This window comes from Bernardetia sp. Wsw4-3y2 (assembly GCF_037126295.1).
Classification (GTDB): domain Bacteria; phylum Bacteroidota; class Bacteroidia; order Cytophagales; family Bernardetiaceae; genus Bernardetia.
The window spans coordinates 3,935,120-3,954,275 of the sequence record NZ_CP147017.1; the positions used below are offsets into that span (position 1 = coordinate 3,935,120).

15 protein-coding genes are annotated in these 19,156 nt (G+C 32.0%); 8 read left to right on the forward strand and 7 right to left on the reverse strand.

Going from position 1 to position 19,156, the window contains the following annotated elements; translation table 11 throughout:
- Positions 1 to 2: 2 nt before the first annotated feature.
- Positions 3 to 353, reverse strand: coding sequence for a hypothetical protein (locus V9L05_RS16175; protein WP_338812891.1), 351 nt, complete (start codon positions 351 to 353; stop codon positions 3 to 5).
- A 20-nt stretch (positions 354 to 373) separates the two neighbouring features.
- Positions 374 to 1,459, reverse strand: a complete 1,086-nt coding sequence (locus tag V9L05_RS16180; RefSeq protein ID WP_338812893.1) for a methyltransferase domain-containing protein — start codon at positions 1,457 to 1,459, stop codon at positions 374 to 376.
- Between the two features lie 201 nt (positions 1,460 to 1,660).
- Between V9L05_RS16180 and V9L05_RS16185 the strand changes: the two genes are divergently transcribed.
- From V9L05_RS16185 to V9L05_RS16200, 4 genes are all read left to right on the forward strand, one after another.
- Positions 1,661 to 3,526 (forward strand): LptF/LptG family permease, encoded by a 1,866-nt coding sequence (locus V9L05_RS16185; protein WP_338812895.1) that lies wholly within the window; start codon positions 1,661 to 1,663, stop codon positions 3,524 to 3,526.
- A gap of 275 nt (positions 3,527 to 3,801) precedes the next feature.
- A complete protein-coding gene (locus V9L05_RS16190; RefSeq protein ID WP_338792179.1) occupies positions 3,802 to 4,359 on the forward strand; it encodes an NUDIX hydrolase in 558 nt (185 codons plus the stop codon).
- Positions 4,360 to 4,613: 254 nt separating this feature from the next.
- A complete protein-coding gene (locus V9L05_RS16195; RefSeq protein WP_338792178.1) occupies positions 4,614 to 6,809 on the forward strand; it encodes a DUF349 domain-containing protein in 2,196 nt (731 codons plus the stop codon).
- Between the two features lie 126 nt (positions 6,810 to 6,935).
- Positions 6,936 to 7,556, forward strand: coding sequence for a hypothetical protein (locus V9L05_RS16200; protein WP_338812898.1), 621 nt, complete (start codon positions 6,936 to 6,938; stop codon positions 7,554 to 7,556).
- A gap of 83 nt (positions 7,557 to 7,639) precedes the next feature.
- Here V9L05_RS16200 and V9L05_RS16205 read toward each other — a convergent pair whose 3' ends face one another.
- The 4 genes from V9L05_RS16205 to V9L05_RS16220 form a co-directional block, all read right to left on the reverse strand.
- On the reverse strand, positions 7,640 to 8,272 hold the full coding sequence (locus tag V9L05_RS16205; RefSeq protein ID WP_338812900.1) for an OmpH family outer membrane protein: 633 nt from the start codon (positions 8,270 to 8,272) through the stop codon (positions 7,640 to 7,642).
- 258 nt (positions 8,273 to 8,530) lie between these two features.
- Positions 8,531 to 9,136, reverse strand: a complete 606-nt coding sequence (locus V9L05_RS16210) for a hypothetical protein (protein WP_338812902.1) — start codon at positions 9,134 to 9,136, stop codon at positions 8,531 to 8,533.
- 123 nt (positions 9,137 to 9,259) lie between these two features.
- Positions 9,260 to 9,418, reverse strand: coding sequence for a hypothetical protein (locus tag V9L05_RS16215; RefSeq protein ID WP_338812904.1), 159 nt, complete (start codon positions 9,416 to 9,418; stop codon positions 9,260 to 9,262).
- Complete coding sequence (locus tag V9L05_RS16220; protein ID WP_338812906.1) at positions 9,388 to 9,666, reverse strand: hypothetical protein; 279 nt, start codon at positions 9,664 to 9,666, stop codon at positions 9,388 to 9,390. The genes V9L05_RS16215 and V9L05_RS16220 overlap by 31 nt, the downstream gene beginning before the upstream one ends.
- Positions 9,667 to 10,071: 405 nt before the next feature.
- Between V9L05_RS16220 and V9L05_RS16225 the strand changes: the two genes are divergently transcribed.
- From V9L05_RS16225 to V9L05_RS16240, 4 genes are all read left to right on the forward strand, one after another.
- Complete coding sequence (locus tag V9L05_RS16225) at positions 10,072 to 10,662, forward strand: hypothetical protein (protein ID WP_338812907.1); 591 nt, start codon at positions 10,072 to 10,074, stop codon at positions 10,660 to 10,662.
- Between the two features lie 127 nt (positions 10,663 to 10,789).
- On the forward strand, positions 10,790 to 11,539 hold the full coding sequence (locus V9L05_RS16230) for an RsmE family RNA methyltransferase (protein ID WP_338792172.1): 750 nt from the start codon (positions 10,790 to 10,792) through the stop codon (positions 11,537 to 11,539).
- A gap of 125 nt (positions 11,540 to 11,664) precedes the next feature.
- A complete protein-coding gene (locus V9L05_RS16235) occupies positions 11,665 to 12,339 on the forward strand; it encodes a DUF4159 domain-containing protein (RefSeq protein WP_338812908.1) in 675 nt (224 codons plus the stop codon).
- A gap of 137 nt (positions 12,340 to 12,476) precedes the next feature.
- Positions 12,477 to 12,689 carry a hypothetical protein gene (locus V9L05_RS16240; RefSeq protein WP_338792170.1) on the forward strand — a complete coding sequence of 71 codons (213 nt, stop codon included), beginning with the start codon at positions 12,477 to 12,479 and terminating at the stop codon, positions 12,687 to 12,689.
- A 210-nt stretch (positions 12,690 to 12,899) separates the two neighbouring features.
- Here V9L05_RS16240 and V9L05_RS16245 read toward each other — a convergent pair whose 3' ends face one another.
- Positions 12,900 to 18,896 carry a gliding motility-associated C-terminal domain-containing protein gene (locus tag V9L05_RS16245; RefSeq protein WP_338812910.1) on the reverse strand — a complete coding sequence of 1,999 codons (5,997 nt, stop codon included), beginning with the start codon at positions 18,894 to 18,896 and terminating at the stop codon, positions 12,900 to 12,902.
- Between the last annotated feature and the right edge of the window lie 260 nt (positions 18,897 to 19,156).

The following is a 19,156-nucleotide window of genomic DNA, read 5'->3' on the forward strand; positions in this document are numbered from 1 at the left end:
TATCAATTTTTATTCAAATTCTCTATCAAAATATCTCTTGCACAATCTGTACTTATATTTTTCATTTGTGATTGAGAATTCTCTTTTTCCATATCTAAAGGAGCAAATTCTTTTTCAGCTTTAGAAGCTACACAATCACAAATTTTAGAAATGGTTAGAGAATCTAGTTTTAGTAAGGACTTTTCATTTTCACTTTTGATTTCTACTTTACAGTCAGACTCAAATTTTGCTTTATATTCTAAGTTCCATTCTCCTTTTTTTCCTAAATTATTGCAAGAAGTCAGAACAACAAAAAATGTAAAATATACAAATAGTCTTGATTTTTCTTTTAATTGATAGATGCTGTTTTTCATAAATGGTTTAACCTGATTCATTAAATTTTTTCTAACACAAAGATATGAAGATACAAACCTCCAGCTTCAGTTACGTATTCTTTTGTGATTTTATATTTTTTTATCATAAAGATAACTTCTCTAAAAACGCCTTGTCTCATTGTAAGAACGACCACTTTTCCATTTTTAGATAAAATTTTGTCAGCCGAACTCAAAAATTGGTCATATAAGCCACGCATATTTACCTGTTTTCCAGATTGAATTCCGAAAGGTAAGTTACAAACTATTTTATCTATTTGCCCATTTTCTAAGATATAATCTTGTAGGCTTTCATCTAAATGACGTGCATTGAGTTCTCTAACCCCTATAAAGTCAAAGTTATTTAATCGTAGATTTTCTTGTGTTCCTTCCATCGCTTTTTGGTGCATATCTCCAGCCAAAATTTTGATTTTATTCCCAAAAATACTGGCAGCTTCTAAAACAATTGTTCCTCCTCCACATGTACAGTCTAAAAGTGATTCTCCTTCTTTAAGACCTGCTAAAGTAAGTAAATGATACGCCAAAGTATGTTTGGTGGCAGCTCTGTGATGAAATACTCGCTCAATTTTATTATATTCTCCTTGACGATGTGCAAGTGTATCATCAGTAATTTGATAACCCACAAGAACAAAACTTCCTATCACATCAACTCTCAAGTTATATTCATATTCTGTTAAAGAAACAGGTGTTTGATAACGCAAAATTACGGTGTGTCCAATATGTTTTACCATTTCCATGGATGTAAACTCATGTGTCCCATAACGTTCGGCACTTGCACGAAACGATTTTGCTGTTTTTAGTTCTGGCAAATCTATTTGCATTACTTTTTGTTTTAGAGCTTCTAAAGTAGGATTTTCTAAATAAAAAGTACCTTTCAATTCTATGACAGAATGAATACTTCTAAGTGAAAGCAGTTGTTGCAGAACTATAGCATTTGTATTTTCATCAGAATCAGGAACAAGAAAACAAACACGATGCGAAAAGTTTTCAAATTGTTTTACTTCTGTGGCTTTTGGTATTTTCTGTTTTATCTCTTCTATGACTAAATCTTCTAAATTATAATCACAGGTTACTAAGTATTTTTTCAACTGAATTTATTTTATTGATAATTTTTTAGATTGTTCTATTTTATGCAACTGAATACATAATTTTTACACAAAAATAGAATAAAGTTTGTTAAGCTAACTTATAAAATCCGAATTATTGGTTTTTTTCTGCCTTCTGTTTTATTTATATCTGACTATTCATGTATTTTTGTCCTACAATTTTAAAAAGACAAACTGCGTTATATGTTTAAAAAAATAGATAAACTGGTCGCTCATTCCTTTTTTGGGCTTTTCTTTCTTACTTTTTCGGTAGTTTTATTTATTCTACTGATGGTTTTTATGTCCAAATACTTTGAGGATTTGGTGGGTAAAGGTTTGGGGGCAGAAGTTTTCGCAGAACTCTTTTTCTACTTTTCACTTACTCTTGTTCCACAAGCATTGCCATTGGCTATTCTTTTGGCTTCCTTGATGGCATTTGGAAATATGGGTGAGCATAATGAACTCACAGCAATAAAAGGATGTGGGATTTCACTTATCAGAATACTTATGCCTGTTGGACTTTTTGCTATTTTTATGACAGGAGTGGCTTATGTTTTTAATGATACTATTGTTCCAGAAGTAAATTTGAAGGCATACCGTTTACTTTATGATGTCCGACAAAAAGAACCTACTTTAGACTTTCCAGAAGGTTCTTTTTATAATGGTTTGCCAGGTTGGAGTATACGAATAGGCGAAAAAGTAAAGGGAACAGATAGCTTAAAAGATTTAATTATCTATGACCATAGAAGCGCAAGAGGAAATACCGATCTTATTATTGCTGATAAAGGATTGATGTTAAATAAACAAGATGAGCAAATATTAGAATTCCATGTAAAAAATGGTCATCGCTATTCTGAACAGCTTACTAGTGGTGGAGTAGATAAAAATGCTTTTATGAGAGATAAATTCGAACAAGCCACCTTCAATTTTGATTTATCTTTCTTGCAAATGAGTGAAACTTCAGAAGAGTTATTTCAGCAAAATCGATATATGATGACTGTTTCTCAACTAGATGCAGAAGCCGATTCTCTTATGCAAGATGCTAGAGAAGTAGAAGATGAAAATGCAACACGAGCAAGGAGTTATTTTGATTATACTTTTTTTGTAGAATTTGAAAGAGAACGATTAGCGCAGCGAGCTGAACAAGAAAAAAAACAAGCTGAAAAAAGACAAGCAAAACTAGATTCTTTAGATAAAAACCTTATAAAAGAAGATTCTTCAACATTACAAGAAAATACTTCTCAAGAAGATTCATATAGCTCAGATGTAGCTTTAGAAACAGATAAAAGACAACAAACAGCACTAGATTCGATTAAAAGACTAAATCCAAAAAATCCTGATACGTCTATATTAGATAGTGCAAGTGATTCTAAAAATACAGAAACAGAAGTATCTAGCTCTACTGGAGCTTTTTCAAACAATAGAGGTTCTAATCCTATAAAAACTAAGTTTTATAGGGGGCAAGAGATGGAAGAATCAATAGAGATAAACAATAATCTAGCACCAATTCCTAATGCTTTAGATGGATTAGATACAATTGATTGGAAAAATCTTCCTGATACAATTACAGTGGCACATCAAAATTTTTCTAAAAAAAGTAAAGAGGTAATAATTGATAGAGCATTAACTAAAATTAGAAATATGCGTTCTTTTGCCAAAACAAATAGTGATCGAATTGAACGTTTTGAGTATGATTCAAGAAGAGCCTTATTAGAAAAAAATAAACGCTTATCACTTGCTGTGGCTTGTTTTATTATGTTTTTGATAGGTGCGCCACTTGGTACAATTATAAAAAAAGGAGGACTGGGAGTTCCTGTTCTTATTTCAATCATCTTTTTTATCTTATTTTATATTGTGAGTATTACTGGCGATAAGTGGGCAAGAGAAGAAATTATTTCTATTTTTATGGGTTCTTGGGCTGCAAATATGTTGCTTTTAGTTTTTGGAATTATATTTTTATTACAAGCAAGAGCAGATTCTAGGCTCTTCGAAGTGGATGCGTATGTGGTTCTTTTTGGGAAAGTAAAAAAGTATTTTGTAAAGCAGAAAAACACAAATGAAAAAGTATAAGAATTTTTTTCTACTATAAATAAACGTTATCATGGTTGTTTATAGCTCTAATAATCAATTAGTTAGAGAAAAGCAAAACACTCTTGTTTTTCCATAGCGACAGGTTTGCAAACCTGTCGCTATGGAAAAATGAACATTACTAAATTAACCGTGATAATGTTTAATATAAAGGTCGTTATCGGTGTTTTAGTGTAGTGACACTAGCAAAAATGCTACTCCTTTTCTTAAAAAATTTCATAATTATCAATTTTAATTCGTAATTATTTCTTCAAAAAATGAATATAGAAAATTCAAAAAATGATTGGGAAACCCGTTCTACTAAAACGGTATATGAAAACAACTGGATTCATGTAAAAGAAAACCAAGTAATTAATCCAAGTGGAAATAATGGAATTTATGGTGTAGTTCATTTCAAAAATGCAGCTATCGGAATTGTTCCTTTAGATGAAGAAAATAATACTTATTTGGTCGGACAATGGCGTTATGCACTAAATGAATACTCGTGGGAGCTACCTATGGGAGGCGCACCAACAGATGATTATTTGTTGCATGCACAGCGAGAGTTAGAAGAAGAAACAGGACTAAGAGCCAAAAAATGGAAAAATATCATGAAATTACACACTTCAAATTCAATTTGTGATGAAGTGGGTTATGTATTTTTGGCACAAGAACTCAACCAAGGAGAAATGCAATGGGAAGAAACTGAAAATCTAGCAATAAAAAAACTGCCTTTCAGAGACGCTTATCAAATGGTTTTGAATGGGCAAATTACTGATGCCATTAGTGTTGCAGGTATTTTGAGAGTAAAAGTTATTTTAGATGAAAGAGTGTAGAATCCTAAATACTTGATATTTTCATCCAAACAAAACTTTATAAAAGTCCTATAATAATCGCCAATTTAATTTAATTTTTCTAACTTTGCCAATGACTGTGTTTTGTAATACAGCTGTAGAATAATAGCTTTTCTTTTTTTCTTTTCTGATGAAAAAGATGACTTTTAATTTATAAAATGCCTTACGTATATTGTTTTGATTGAAAAATCAGAAACAATACTTTAATTATTTGCTGATTTTATCTTGTAACTATTATGATGAACGAAGAAAACGAGAACCAGAACGAAAACGCACACAATAACACTACTCAAAATGTAGAAAACTCTACAGAAAATATTGAAGTAGGAAGCGAAGCAAGTGTAAGTATGGATAATACTATTGCTAAAGAAATTGTCCAAGAAGCTGAAAGTAATATAGAAGCAACTGAAAAACCTGATTTAAAAGATGAATCAGCAGAAGAAGCTGAGGAAGAAGTAACTGAAGAAGATTTGGAAGCTATCAGAAAAGAAAGCGAAGAGACAAATGCTTCTGATGATGAAAAATCAGATGATACAGAAAATGAAAATTCTGAAAAAGAGCAAAGACAACAAACACAGGAACTTCCACAAGAAGATTATTCGACTTTGTCTAAAGAAGAATTAGTTGCTAAAAGTGCATTGTTTGCAGCGCAAGCAACAACAGCAACAGAAGAAAGAATTAACTTTCGTTATTTAGATGACCAAGTTTCAAAAATCAGAGAATTTATAGATGGTTTTAATGAAACAGAACGCAAAGAAGCACGTCAGAAATACGAAGAATCAGCAACAACAGATGAAGAAAAAGAAGGCTTTTCATTCCAACAAGATGACCTCACTGGAATGTTCTATGAAAACTTTAAGGCAGTAAAAGAAGCCAAACGCAATCATTATGCAAAATTAGAAAGCGAAAAACAGAGCAATCTAAAGAAAAAACAAGCTATCATTGAAGAACTTCGTTTGCTTACAGATACTTCAAAACCAAGTGAACTTTCAAGAAAAGGAGAATTTGATAGAGTAAAAGCAATTCAGTCAGAATTCAAAAATATTGGTTATGTTCCGATGCAAGAAGCTGACGAAATTTATAGAAATTATAAAGCATTACTAGACCTTTTCTACAATCAAAAATCGCAGGAACGTGAGCTTTTAGCTCTTGACCGTGAGCGTAATTTGGAAGCAAAAGTTTCTATTGTTACTCGTGCTGAAGAACTTTTGAATCACGATAAATTAAATGATGCTGTAAACGAACTCAATCGTCTGCATCAAGAATACAAGCGTATTGGTCCTGTTCCTAGAGCAGACCGTGAGCAGCTTTGGGAGCGTTTCAAGGTAGCTTCTGACAAAATTTATGATGCTCGTAGAGAATATGCAGACAAATTTAAGGCGCAGTTAGAAGAAAACATGAAACTTAAACAAGACCTCTGCCTAAAAGTAGAGGAGTTTGTAAGTTATGACACAGACAAAATTAGAGAGTGGAATAACAAAACGCAAGAACTTGTTGAACTTCAAAAACAATGGGATGCTATCGGACCTGCTCCTCGTGAAGTGGCTAAAAGTTTGAACAAGCAGTTTTGGGATAACTTCAAAACATTCTTTAACAATAAATCTAAATTCTTTGAGAAATTAGATGCAGCTAGAGATGAGAATTTGATTAAAAAACAAGAACTTATCAAACAAGCTGAAGAACTTAAAGAAAGTACAGATTGGGATAACGCAGCAAATACACTAAAAAGATTGCAGAGCGAATGGAGAGAAATTGGACACGTGCCAGAAAAACAACGTGAAACAGTTTATCAAGAGTTCAAACAAGCTGCTGATTATTTCTTTGAGCGTCGTCGTAATCGTTATAAAGAACAAGATGCTGCACAAGAAGAAAATTTGAAACAAAAATTAGAAATTTGTAATCAAATAGAAGAACTTGCAAAAGCAAAGTCAAACGATACAAAGAAATTGCAAGAACTACATTTGAAGTTTCATGAAATCGGATTTGTTCCACGCAAAAATATTCGTACAATTCAAGACCGTTTTGATGAAGTAAATGCAATGTTTATGAAAAATTCGGAATTGAGTAGTGAAGAAGCTCAGACATTCCATTTCAAAACACAAGCAAAAGCTATCAAGAAAAATCCAAAAATGGCTGGCGACTTCAAACAAAGTGAAAACAAACTCAAACGTAAAGTCACAGATTTAGAAAATGAGATTAATTTGTGGCAAAATAACATTGAGTTTTTTGCAAAATCAAAAACGGCTGATAAACTTCGTGAAGAATTCAACGAAAAAATTGCAAAAGCACAAGCTGAAATTGCAGCCATAGAAAATCAAATTAAAATCTTGACAACTGCTCCGAAAGAAGAGAAAAGTGAAGAAAAAGCAGCAGAAGTAAATCAAGAAGTAGAAGCAAATGCAGAAACTTCAAGTGATAATTCTGAAAAGTAAATTTATTTTTAGTAGATTTTATAAAAAAGCATTCTATTCAAATTTATTTTTGGATAGAATGCTTTTTTGTTTTTTAAAATTTTATTTTTGTGTGAAATTTGTTATTTACTTTATAATTTAATTAAAATGAAAAAAATATTTTCACTGGTATTCTTTGTTACTCTAGCATTTGCTATGTCTTTTTCTGCCCTAGGACAAACCAAAAAAAAGGATGCTTTAAAAGAAAAAATTGCAAAAGATGTTTGTAATTGTATCTCTGATTCTAATGTAGATTTGAATAATGGAGTCGCAGTAGAAGAAAAGTTAGCAGAATGTTTAATGGCTGCAATCGTAGCTAATGAGGCAAAAATTACTAAAACAATGGATTTGGATTTTGAAGATCAGAAACAAATAGAAAGTTTTGTAAAAGATATTGCCCTAACAGTAGGCGTAAAATGTCCTAAAATATTTATGAATATGATAGGAAAAAAAATGGATGATGATGAAAAATATGTTTTTAATATAGAAGCTACCATCGAAGCAGTCGAAGAAAATGATTTTGTGATATTTTTGGTGAAAGACGCAGAAGGCAATTTACACAGACTTATTTGGTTAGAAGAGTTTGATAATGATGAAGAATTAGAAGGAGATGCAGAGTCCCTGAAAGGCAAGGAATTAAAAATAGAATATGAAGAAAGAAAATACTATAATCCGAAAACAAAAAAATACACCAAAGTAAAAGTAATTCAGGATATAGAAGTTGAATAAGTTAGTAAGAAAAAAGATACAAAAAAAACAGCCTATAAATACATTTTATAGACTGTTTTTTTGTGCCAAACATTTGAATCAAATTATTGAGCTGTTTCTGTACTATCTTTTTCAGCTTTGTATTTTGCATTTAAACGCTCCAAAACAGTTTTTGTAATATCTAATTCTTTATCTGTATAAAGAATCATAGACATGCCTTTTTGAGTTCCTAAAACAACTTTATATCCTTTTTCAGCTTTGTATTCCTCCAAAACAGACTCAATATCTGAGTATGCTTTGTTCATATCTTTTTCACCTTGCAACATAAGAGCTTCTGACATAGAACCTTTTTGTCTTTCTAACATTTGATATTTTGTTTGAAGATCTTGTTGTTCTTTTTTTGCAGCATTTTCAGACAAAAGACCTTGAGAAGCACGTTTTTGAAAACTTTCAGCTTCACTCTGTAATTGAATTTCGCTTTGCTCTAACTGTCTTCTCATTTCTGTTTGTTTCTTTTCTGTTCTGTTTTTTATGTCTACCAAATAATCATAATATGTGTTAAGCGTATCAAGATTTACATAAGCAATATCGCCATTGTTTGTAGAATTTGATGAGCTAGTAGTGGTATTAGTAGCATTTGCAGTCTTAGATTCTTTTGGTTGGCAACTTGTAAAAGCGACAAAAGAAATAATTAATATAAGAGCGAAATAAAATGAACGAGTGAATGTATTTTTCATTATTGAGATTGAAATTGAGAAATTTAAATTAATTTTTACCTTAAATAAATAAAAGCACAAAGATAATAGAAAATTATTTATTAAGACTTTCTAAATGAATCTTTCAAAATAGAATCCCTAATAAATATTTATCGTTTGGTTGTTTGTGCTTTTATCTTTTGAAGTTGTTTAAGAATATAAAAAAATACAGCCTTTATCAGTGTTTTATAATAGACCAACAAAAAAGCATTTTCATTAAATAACTTCTTTCAAATAGCTTTATGCAGCAGGATTTCTAACAATCATTTTTGTACGAAAAGAACCTTTAATAACAAGTGTAGAATCTTTCTTTTCATTGTTTAGTAAACCTTTAAAAGTTCCTTCATAGATATCTCCCTCTATTTTTTGAATAGTCATTTCAAAAGGTTCTTCAGAAGAGTCTTGCATTTGATATTTGAATTTGCCTGTGTTATTTGTACGTATAAAATTTACTATAATATCTTTACGTAATTTGCCTTCTTTACTTTCTTGTAGCGTAAAGGGAGGAGTTTGATTCAAATCAAAGTTATGAGCTTGCAAATAAATGCTTTCTTTACAATGGTCATCAGCACAGCGTTCGATTCTAAATAAATCTTTTTTCAATAAATTGTATCTAGCAACATTGTCAAGAGATAAATAATTGAAGTTATATTCTTTCCCTCCAATATCAGCTTTGATATAAAAATCATTGTCTACAGCAGCAGAAGCAGGACGAGTATCTGGTTCTTCTACTTCTTCTGTTTCGGTTGTAGTTTCAGAAGTGCCATTATTAGTACATGCCCAAAGACCATACGAACTCAAGGCAGCAAAGATAAATAATACATAGATAGATTTAATCTTTTTCATAAATTCTGAGACGTTTTAGAGAGTTTTGAATGAAATATTTTATTTGAAATAAAAATAATAATCAAAGAGTTGTATTATTATTTAGGAGTGCAAAATTCTGAAAAAAATAGGGTCTTATCAAATTTATTTTGAAATATATCTTTTTGATAGAAGAGAGTTTTTAGATAAATTATAAAACCAACCACTATTATTTGCTCCTATAATTTTCCCATTGGTGTAAAGAATTAGTGTCGTATCTTTCTGAAAGACTATTACTTTATCCCAACCAACTCCTTTCCACATTGAATTTGGTTCTGACTTATAAAGTTATAAATCTCTAATTGCTCTGTAATAGGCTTTTTATTGAGTAACTGATTTGGTTCATCTTCAAAAATTGTGTCAGCCACAAATTCAATTCTTAATGTTTTTTTAGCATCTATTTCAAATTCTCTTGAGGAAAAAGTGGGTAATTCTTGTGTTAAAAAATAAGTGAGAGCATAAATAGAAAAAACAAGAAATAATACAAAACATGTTTTTGATATTAATTTCATAAATTGACCTTAATTAATTTTTTTGAATCAAAAAATAAACCTTATCACGGTTTGTATTAAGGTAGTTCAGACTGGAAGTCTGAACATTAAAAATAGTATTTTATCAAATTCAACATTCTAGAAGACTGTTATACAAAAATAAACGTGATAGTGATAATCTTTAATATAGTAATTACGACTTTCTCATAGCCTATCTACACCAACAAATAAAATTATATAGATTTTCTAAAAAAAAGTGAAAGATATAAGAATCTTTCTGAAAAATTAAAACTTACAAAAGACTTTTTAAAAATTTTGATACAAACATACGGCATTTTCAATAAATTTGCTTACTTTTAACTGTATTGTTAATAGATATGTTATTTTTTAGTTTCAGCTATACAAAGAACAAAAACGATTTACATTTTGTCAAAATTTAAAATAAATACTGTTTCAGAAGCATACAAGCCTGAAAATCAGATAGAGCCGTCTTTTTTGATTGAACCTTCGCTCAATTCAAAAAGTAAGAACGATGCCAAAAACACAAAACTCTACATTAAGCCAAAGGCTATAAAACAGATTTTTGAACACATTTCTTGGGGAGAAACAACAACTGAAAACGTTGTCGAACAAGGAGGCGTTTTGTTAGGAAAAGTCTTTTTTGATGAGAAAAAGAACCTTATGTATGGTGTAGTAGAGGAAGCTCTAGCAGGAAAACAAGCCCGAGGAAGTTCGGCTTATTTAGAAATGGATCATGAAGTTTGGAAAGAAATGCTAGATGAGTTTGATGCAATTTTGGATAAAGATGAAAACAAACAATGGCAAATGATTGGTTGGTATCATACTCATCCTAATAATCTTTCTGTTTTTATGTCAGGAACAGATATGGGAACACAACAGCGTTTTTTCTCCAATGATTGGCAATACGCTATCATTTTTAATCCTCACAAACAAATTTGGAAATCTTTTGTAGGAAATGAAGCCATAGAATGTGCTGGAATGATTGTGAAGGATTAATTTTTTTTATAGCTTGTAAAATTATTATTTTTTAAAACCAGTTTGCCTATGTTTATAATAAGTTAAATTTCAAAAATCACTTTTGTATTTACTGGTAACTGATAACTGTTTATTGATAACTGTATATATGGATACTTATTTTTTCTATCCTGATTTAGAACTTGGACAACAAATTACACTTCCAGAAGAGGAAGCCAAACACCTCAAAACCCTTAGAGTAAGAGAAGGCGATTTTTTAGATATTGTAAATGGAAAAGGAATACTAGCAAAGGGAAAAGTGCTTTCGCCAAATGTTAAAAATTCATTGATAGAAATTACACAGATTGTAAGCACGGAAGCAAAACGTCCTTTTTACATTCATGTTGCTGTTGCTGCCACTAAAAGTTCGGATAGAATAGAATGGTTTTTAGAAAAGGCAATTGAAATTGGCATTGATGAAATTTCATTTATCGAAACAAGTAGAAGTGAATACAATCATCTAAAATCTGACCGATTAGTTAAGAAAAGTATTGCTGCAATCAAACAATCTTTGCGAGCGACACTTCCAAGAATAAATCCTCCTAAAGAATTTAAAGATTTTATAAAAAAATACCATTCTGATAGAAAGAACCAAACTAAACATGGCGAAGAAACGTTAGAAATTCAGCGTTTTATAGCTTATACGCCCACTGATACAAATGCTGTTTTAGAAAACTGTGCTACCAAAAATGCTTATTATTTGGTCTTGATAGGAAGTGAAGGTGGGTTTTCTCCTGAAGAAGTTCATCAAGCTCAACAATCTGGTTTTGAGTGTGTTAGTTTAGGAGAATACAGGCTACGAACAGAAACGGCAGCACTTTATTCGTGTATGGCTTTGAATAGTTTGAATAGGAAATAGAAAATGGAGATTGGGAATTAGGAAATAAAATCTCAAATCTTATGAAATTGTACTTCTCCTCTTTCTCCTTAAACTCTGTGGTTCAAAAACTGTATTCGTAATTTCTAATTCGTAATTGAAATAAAATGAAATATATATTAATAGTTCTTACTCTAGCTTTATTTTCGTTTGTTCCAAACAAATTAATTTTAAAACCAAAAGCTACTTATAAAATAGCTAAGTTAAAATATAATGGTGGTGGAGATTGGTATTCAAACAAAACGTCTTTACCTAACTTAATAGAATTTTGTAATGAGAATCTAAAAACACAAATTGATAAAGAGGAAGAAGTCGTAGAGGTAGGAAGTGCAGAGCTTTTTAGTTATCCTTTTGTACACATGACAGGGCATGGAAATGTGGTTTTTTCGGCACAAGAAGCTCAAAACCTTCGTAATTACTTAATTGGAGGAGGTTTTTTGCATATTGATGATAATTATGGAATGGATAAATTTGTTCGCTTAGAAATGAAAAAAGTATTTCCCGAATTAGATTTTATTGAACTGCCGTATTCTCATGATGTCTATTCTATCAACTATAAATTTCCAGACGGACTTCCAAAAATTCACGAACATGATGGCAAACCTGCACAAGGTTTTGGGTTGCTTTATGAAGGTCGTTTAGTTTGTTTTTATTCGTATGAATCTGACTTAGGAAATGGTTGGGAAGATTCTTCTATCCACAACGACCCAGAAGAGAAACGCCAAGCTGCCCTAAAAATGGGTGCTAATTTGGTTTTATTTGCTTTTGTGCAATTAAAGTAACTTTTTGCTGCAAAAATATAGGATTATACGAATGTTAATAAAATGAAAATGTGTATAAAGTATTGTATATTTCTATAATAATTATGATATTAGCATCGCTAAATAATTAGCATATCACTAAAAATCATACATTTATTATGAGCAACTTAAAGAAAGATTTTAAAAAATTTGCTATTTCTAACAAGGTTTCTAATCAAGTTAGAGGTGGTTGGGGTTGGATTACTGTCACTTGTCGTAATTCTAGATATGAAATAGTTACTGTTCAAGAACAGACATGGGAAATGGTTCAAAGGATTATTGCACAAAATGGCTATACTGAATGTGGTTTTGTTTCTGATGGTGGTTTCTAGTATTTAAAGTTAAGACATAGTTTAGGCAGTACAATAAAATTTATTGTGCTGCCTATTTTTTATGAATAAATAGTACTATCATAAATTAATAGCAATAAATTGCTTTTTATGCAGAGTATTTTACAAAAAAAATCAGTAATTATTTGATGACTCAAAATAATTACTGATTTTTTTATAAAAATTCTATCTTTTAAACTATTGACAGATTCTCTAATAAATAATAGTAACCGTTCCAGTTTGTTTTATAGTATTGCTTTTATCAGTTGGATTTGTATAAGTTACTTCGTAGTAATACACTCCAGCAGGTACTTTTTTGCCTTTGTATGTTCCGTCCCAAAATGTAATTTCATCATCACTTCTTTTTTGAAGAGCTGAATATACTTCCATTCCCCAACGATCAAGGACTTTTATACGAAGGTTAGAATAAAAACGTCCAAATATTTCCCACTCTTCATTTAGATTGTCATTGTTTGGCGTAAATGCACTTGGAATAAAGATTTGAGGGTCGCAATTTGATTCTATTTCTAAGCTAGTAATTCCATTACACGCACTTGGATAGGCTGCTGTTACTCTAACTAGATAAGTTCCTCCAAATTCAGTAGAAAGCAAAGAATCTTGTCCTACCAGTTCATTGTTTTCATCAAACCATTGGTAACGATATGTTGCTGTAGAATCATAATTATTGATGGTTACACCAATTTGATGTAAAATACGATCTGAATTTTCATCTTCAAAACACAAAATCGTATCTTTTGCTGACAACATAGGTGCTTCTTTGAAATCTACACGAATGCTATCTGTATAACTACATTCATTAATACTCACTTCTACATAATACAAACCACTTTTTCTGACACGAATAGAATCTGAAATTTGCCCTGTATTCCATAAATACGTTGCTCCTTCTGGACGCTCTGCACCAATAACGGCTGTATCCCCTTCACAAAGCTGCTTATCTGCGCCTAAATCTATTTTAGGTTGCACCAAAACGACTGTAGTATCAGTAGAAGAACAACCCAACGTATCAAAACCAGTAACAATATAGGTTGTTGTGTTGGTTGGATTAACCACAACAGTATCTCCACTTGCCGTTGGGGAATGCGACCACGTATAGGTTGCGCCTCCATTTGCAATAAACTCAACCGATTCACCTGCACAAATACTGATACTATCAGGAGTATTCAATGTAACTGTTGGAATAGCTTTAAATTGAACCAAAATACTCTTTTCTGTGCTTTGGCATACATTTGTATTCGTTCCATCTCCATAACTTCCAATGACTGTATACCTAAAAATACCTGCTGAATCCGAAGAAAACGTTATTTCTTGTGTTGTTTCACCAGTATTCCATAGAAAGTTGGTTGCTCCTGTTGCACGAAGCGTAATTTGTTCGCCTACACAAACCAATGTATCAGAAGCTATAATTTTTGTAGTTGCACTACGATTAAATGTAACAGTAATCAGACTTTCTGCCCCACAACGTCCCCCACCAAGTGTATCATAAACGCCTACTCTATAAGTTTGAGGCTCATAATTGATATTTGAAGAGTCTTGTTTGAATACATGAATAGCTGTTGTGTCAATTATTTCTCCTGTATTTTCATTTTTCCATTCATACACATAACGAGGCTGATGAGAAGGCAAAAAGGCATCTACTTCCACCGAATCATTCTCACAAATCACTACTTCTTCTGGAATATCAATCTCAGGGACAGGTACAACTCTAAATTTGATTGTATCTGCACTTGCTCCACAACGATTTGGTGTAGAGAAAATTCCTTTCACAATAAATGTGTAAAAACCTGCTTGAGTAGGTGTTACTTCAATAGTTTGAGTTGTTTCTCCATTGCTCCATTGGTAGGAATCTGCGCCAACAGCTGAAAGTGTTTGTGTTTGACCTAGACACAATGTTTTGATAAAATTCGAATCAATCTGAACACCTGATTTTCTATCAAAACGAACAATAATTGTATCTAAAATAGAACAATTTCCTCCTCCAGTTAGATTAGGGTCAGTTACTTTTACCTCAAAACGATTGGCTATATAATTATCTACCATAGTCTGTCTGATAGCAATTTTGGATTTTGTAGAAACTACTGTATTGCTTTCAATCACTCTCCATTGATAATTAAAATTATTGTTATGTTCAGGACGGAAGGCATCAAGAACTAACGAATCTCCTTCACAAATACGAATTGTATCGCTTGTGGCAGTTGTTGTTATTCCTAAATCAATATTAGGTCGAACAAAAACTTCCACAGATTGAGTATAAGAACAATTTGCACTTGTTGTGGTATCAGTTATGGTGGCTGTGTATGTTCCACTTACATTTACAATAGCGACTTTAGAAGAATCTGAAGTAGAAACAATTCCATTTCCAAACCAATTTATAATCATTCCTTTAACATTACTTCTTTCAATACGAAGGGTATCAAAAGTAGAACAGTTTGGATTTTCGTGTCCTGTAATTACAAAATCAGGAGTAGGAGCAAAATTAATACGAACAGTATCACTAATCTGACATCCTCTTGGGTCTTGAACAACAAGGCTATAGGTATTTTCTTCTGTTACATCAAATATTGAATCTGTACCAATTATTGTATTTTGTCCTGCTACATACCACTGATAGGTTGTTCCTGCAAGATGTGATAAATCGCTTCCAATAAGTCTATAAGGCAAATCAGCTGGAGAACAAATGGTTCGGTCTTGTCCCAAATCTACAACTACTTCATCATCAAAATTGAATACTTTTACTCGGTTACTAATGGAAGAACAACGTGTAATAGCGTTTTCTAATCGAATAAAATATGTTCCTGTATCTAAAACAAAAAGAGTATCGTTGCCATTTCCTACTGAAATAGGATTTCCATCGGTATCTATTTTTTTCCAATCATAGATAAAATCTCCTTGAGGAGCGACAAGAAAAGCAGTATCAGTTTTACATTTGTATTTATCGACTCCCAAATCTACTACAGGCAGAGGATAGACAATCATTGTCATGATTCGGCTTGTATCAGGACATCCATTTGTTTCTCCGATGACCCAAATTTTATCACCATTTTGGAAAGTACCTGCAATAGGTTCATATTCGTTTGCAACTGCGCCTGCTGGCATAGGCAATCCATTTTTATAGAATACATAGTTAGTTGCTCCTTCTGCTACAAATTTTGTAGTTTGATTAGCACAAATGGAAGTGTCAGGTGAAGAAATAGTAACGTCTGGTTTTGGAGTAACTGTTACTTCTACTATTGTGGTAGGAACTGGCGATAATTCACAAAGGTCATTTGTAAGTGCCAGTGCTTGATATGTTCCCCCTTGTGATTGTACAATATAATCAAATGGACTTGAAGTTGTAGCTGTTCCCACAATTACTTGTTCAATAACAGGACTTCCTATTAATGGAGTTTTGCGATAAGTAAGTGTCATTGGAAAAGAACCACTAAGTCTAAACGTAATAGGTGTTTGGTCTCCATCACAAATATCTGTGCTGCCTATTAAACCAAGACCTAAAGGAGGAAGAAAATTAATAATAATTTCATCTTCTGAAATACAATCTACTCGTGGATTTGATATTTGAACCACATAGGTTTTAGTTACTATAATATTTGGTTGAAATTCATCTACATTTAATGATGCCCCTGTTCCCACTTGTGTTAAAACTGAGCCATTCTTCTCAAACCATTTTATTTGTGAAAAAGGAAGTAAATTAGGTGTTACATTAACTTCTAATGTTCTAATTCCATCTTCTGCACAGTAAGTTAATTCATCTGGTTCGTTTGTTTGTCCTACTTCTCTAATTTCACTACCAAAGAAAGTAACTGTTACTACATCTGTGAGTGGACAAGGATTACTAGCTCCATTTTCTAAATCAGTTATAGTAATTTCATAAACTCTAGTGCTTGAAAAATTATCTATTACCAATTCGAAGTCTGTACCCAAATCCACAGGATTGGCAGGGTCTGTAATATCTCTCCATTGATATTCTAATTGAGGATCATCTGCAATACCTGTACGAATAGTTTGTGCGCCTTGTGCATTACAGAAAAACAATTCATCATCACTAACTAATCCATCATGTTGTATGAGAGCTACTGGATAAAAAGTAACTACAATATCATCTGTTTGAAGACAAGAAAGTGTTTGATCAGGACGTAGAGCTTCCACTCTATAACGAGTAGTAGCAGAAAATTCATTTACAACAAGTGTACTTGAAGTTTCTGTTGGCATTAATACTCCATCCTTAAACCACTTATATGTTACATCACTAGGAAGGGGTGTTAGAGATGCTTCTATAGTTTGTTCGCCTTCTGAGTCACAAAAAGTTATTACGTCAGGAGTAGCACCATCAAAAACAATATCTACATCATGAGTAGGATCAAAAATAACTGTTATTTCATCAAATGTACTTCCGTTGCCTGCCGAACTACATTGAGTAGCTGCATTAACAACTTCAAGCTCATAGACTGTAGTAGCTGAAAAGTTACCTACTATCAAATTAGCAGTTGTACCTATTATTGTTGGGTCTCCTGCTATTCTCCAAATATATGAGTTATCTGTTGTATGAGAAACATCAAAACCACTAATAGTTTGTTGTCCTAAGCTATCACAAAGACGAATTTCATCTACAGAAGAACCTTGATATTTGATATCTGCAATCGCTGGAGGACTAAAAATTACTTCTGTTACATCTGTTTTTATACATCCATCTGCATTTTCTGTGGTAAGTTCATAACTCCCAGAAACAGTTACTGTAAGGTCTTGACTTGTGCTGATAATAGTTGGGTCTGGAAGAAGACGCCATTCATAACGAATAAATCCGTCAGGAGCTTCTAAAGTTCTATCTAATGTTGTTCCGTCACAGTAGGCTACATCATTAGCTACGTCTACTACTGTTTCAAGACTACTTCCTGCTAAATAGCCATAGGATTCTGTTGTTCCATATCCATGTACATAAGCTATAAATCCATCATTTGTAGCTAAAGTATTATCAATATTGTATGTTCCTGCAGCTACTGCTTGTTGTGTGTAAGACATGTTTGAACCAGCAATAGGAGTAAATGTAAGATTTACTCCATTAAGTCTTACATTTCCTACATTTGTAGTTTTGGTTGCTATACTAATAAAAAAGTTATTTACTTGAGCAGTACTTATAGCTTCTACGTTGATATCTTTAACTATTTGCTCATTTGAAGAAAGTAATATAAAATAAGGGTCTGTATCTTCTCCTGAAAATTGTTGTGATAGAGTAAACTGCCCTACTAATACAGACTCAGTAGAACTGATAACACGAGGTACGTTATTACCTTGTGTATTAAATTGATGGAACTCGCCAGCGTCCAAAGTTACAGGAGAAGCAGGGTCTCCACTAATAGTAACTACTGTACCATCTTTTTGAGCTAATACTCTGAAATAATCATACGCTCTTAAGGTAGTACCAGGGCTTCTTACTGAGGGTATCGTAACAAAATTTCTACCCCAAGTATTTGAAGATGGTATTTGTTCATAAAGATGGTCTGATGAACTAGTACCAATATTTACCCGAGTATTACCAGAAAAAACAGCAATTGGGCTACTTCCTTGTATAAAACTTCCTGTCAGATCCGAACTTGACTTTACTAAATAAGTTTGTCCTCTATCAAGAGTAATTGATATTGGAATTCCAGCAGGACTTCCAAGAGTTGTATTAGCAGAAGGAGTTATATTTACAGTTGTACCATCTTCTGTTCCAACTATCAAAAATTGTGTTTGACGACCATTAGGACTAAAACTCATCGTATAATATTCTGTTCCTAACCCTTCTAATGGAAATATCAGAGCTGCATCTGCTGTAAACCTTCCTCTATTCAATGCATATAAACTCACAGCATCAGAAGTAGAAACAAAAACACCTTTATTCTGTACTGTCTGAGCATTAGAAACAGAATATGTACTAATAGGAGTTAATTCTATAGATTGAGAAGTATTAGCAGCTACATTAATAGCTGCCACGTTGGTAGTACCACCATCAGCGAAGACATTACCTGTAACAGCAAAACGTGAGGTTACATACAAACGTATATTTAGATCTGGTGCAGTAAGATCATTTTCCATATACCCTACCCAAAACTCTCGTCCTTCAGAAGTACGAATACAAGGATCTTGAGCAAAAACAGAAAACGAAGAAGAGTAAAATAACGTAAAAAGTAAGAGTAAAAATAGTTTTTTCATTGGTTGATAATATTGTATATAAGAGTATTAACTTTATATGAAGACTTATTTAATAAAATAGTATAAATTATATACTAATAAAAAATAGTTAATTTAATTAATAGTAAAACGAATACATGCGAACAAAATTTTCTATTTACTATTTTTCTTTAATCCAAAATAAATTTTGATTATATTGAGTAAAGAGTTGCAAATATACTTATTATCATTGTAATTATAAGATTTTAAGAATTAATTATCACTCTGAATTAAAGTCTATA

What these genes read in the sequence shown, in the direction of transcription:
- V9L05_RS16205 (WP_338812900.1), bottom strand. Translation starts at nt 8,272, where the DNA reads ATGAAAAATACATTCACTCGTTCATTTTATTTCGCTCTTATATTAATT.
- V9L05_RS16210 (WP_338812902.1), bottom strand. Translation starts at nt 9,136, where the DNA reads ATGAAAAAGATTAAATCTATCTATGTATTATTTATCTTTGCTGCCTTG.
- V9L05_RS16190 (WP_338792179.1), top strand. Translation starts at nt 3,802, where the DNA reads ATGAATATAGAAAATTCAAAAAATGATTGGGAAACCCGTTCTACTAAA.
- V9L05_RS16200 (WP_338812898.1), top strand. Translation starts at nt 6,936, where the DNA reads ATGAAAAAAATATTTTCACTGGTATTCTTTGTTACTCTAGCATTTGCT.
- V9L05_RS16215 (WP_338812904.1), bottom strand. Translation starts at nt 9,418, where the DNA reads ATGTGGAAAGGAGTTGGTTGGGATAAAGTAATAGTCTTTCAGAAAGAT.
- V9L05_RS16240 (WP_338792170.1), top strand. Translation starts at nt 12,477, where the DNA reads ATGAGCAACTTAAAGAAAGATTTTAAAAAATTTGCTATTTCTAACAAG.
- V9L05_RS16220 (WP_338812906.1), bottom strand. Translation starts at nt 9,666, where the DNA reads ATGAAATTAATATCAAAAACATGTTTTGTATTATTTCTTGTTTTTTCT.
- V9L05_RS16235 (WP_338812908.1), top strand. Translation starts at nt 11,665, where the DNA reads ATGAAATATATATTAATAGTTCTTACTCTAGCTTTATTTTCGTTTGTT.
- V9L05_RS16230 (WP_338792172.1), top strand. Translation starts at nt 10,790, where the DNA reads ATGGATACTTATTTTTTCTATCCTGATTTAGAACTTGGACAACAAATT.
- V9L05_RS16195 (WP_338792178.1), top strand. Translation starts at nt 4,614, where the DNA reads ATGATGAACGAAGAAAACGAGAACCAGAACGAAAACGCACACAATAAC.
- V9L05_RS16245 (WP_338812910.1), bottom strand. Translation starts at nt 18,896, where the DNA reads ATGAAAAAACTATTTTTACTCTTACTTTTTACGTTATTTTACTCTTCT.
- V9L05_RS16185 (WP_338812895.1), top strand. Translation starts at nt 1,661, where the DNA reads ATGTTTAAAAAAATAGATAAACTGGTCGCTCATTCCTTTTTTGGGCTT.
- V9L05_RS16175 (WP_338812891.1), bottom strand. Translation starts at nt 353, where the DNA reads ATGAAAAACAGCATCTATCAATTAAAAGAAAAATCAAGACTATTTGTA.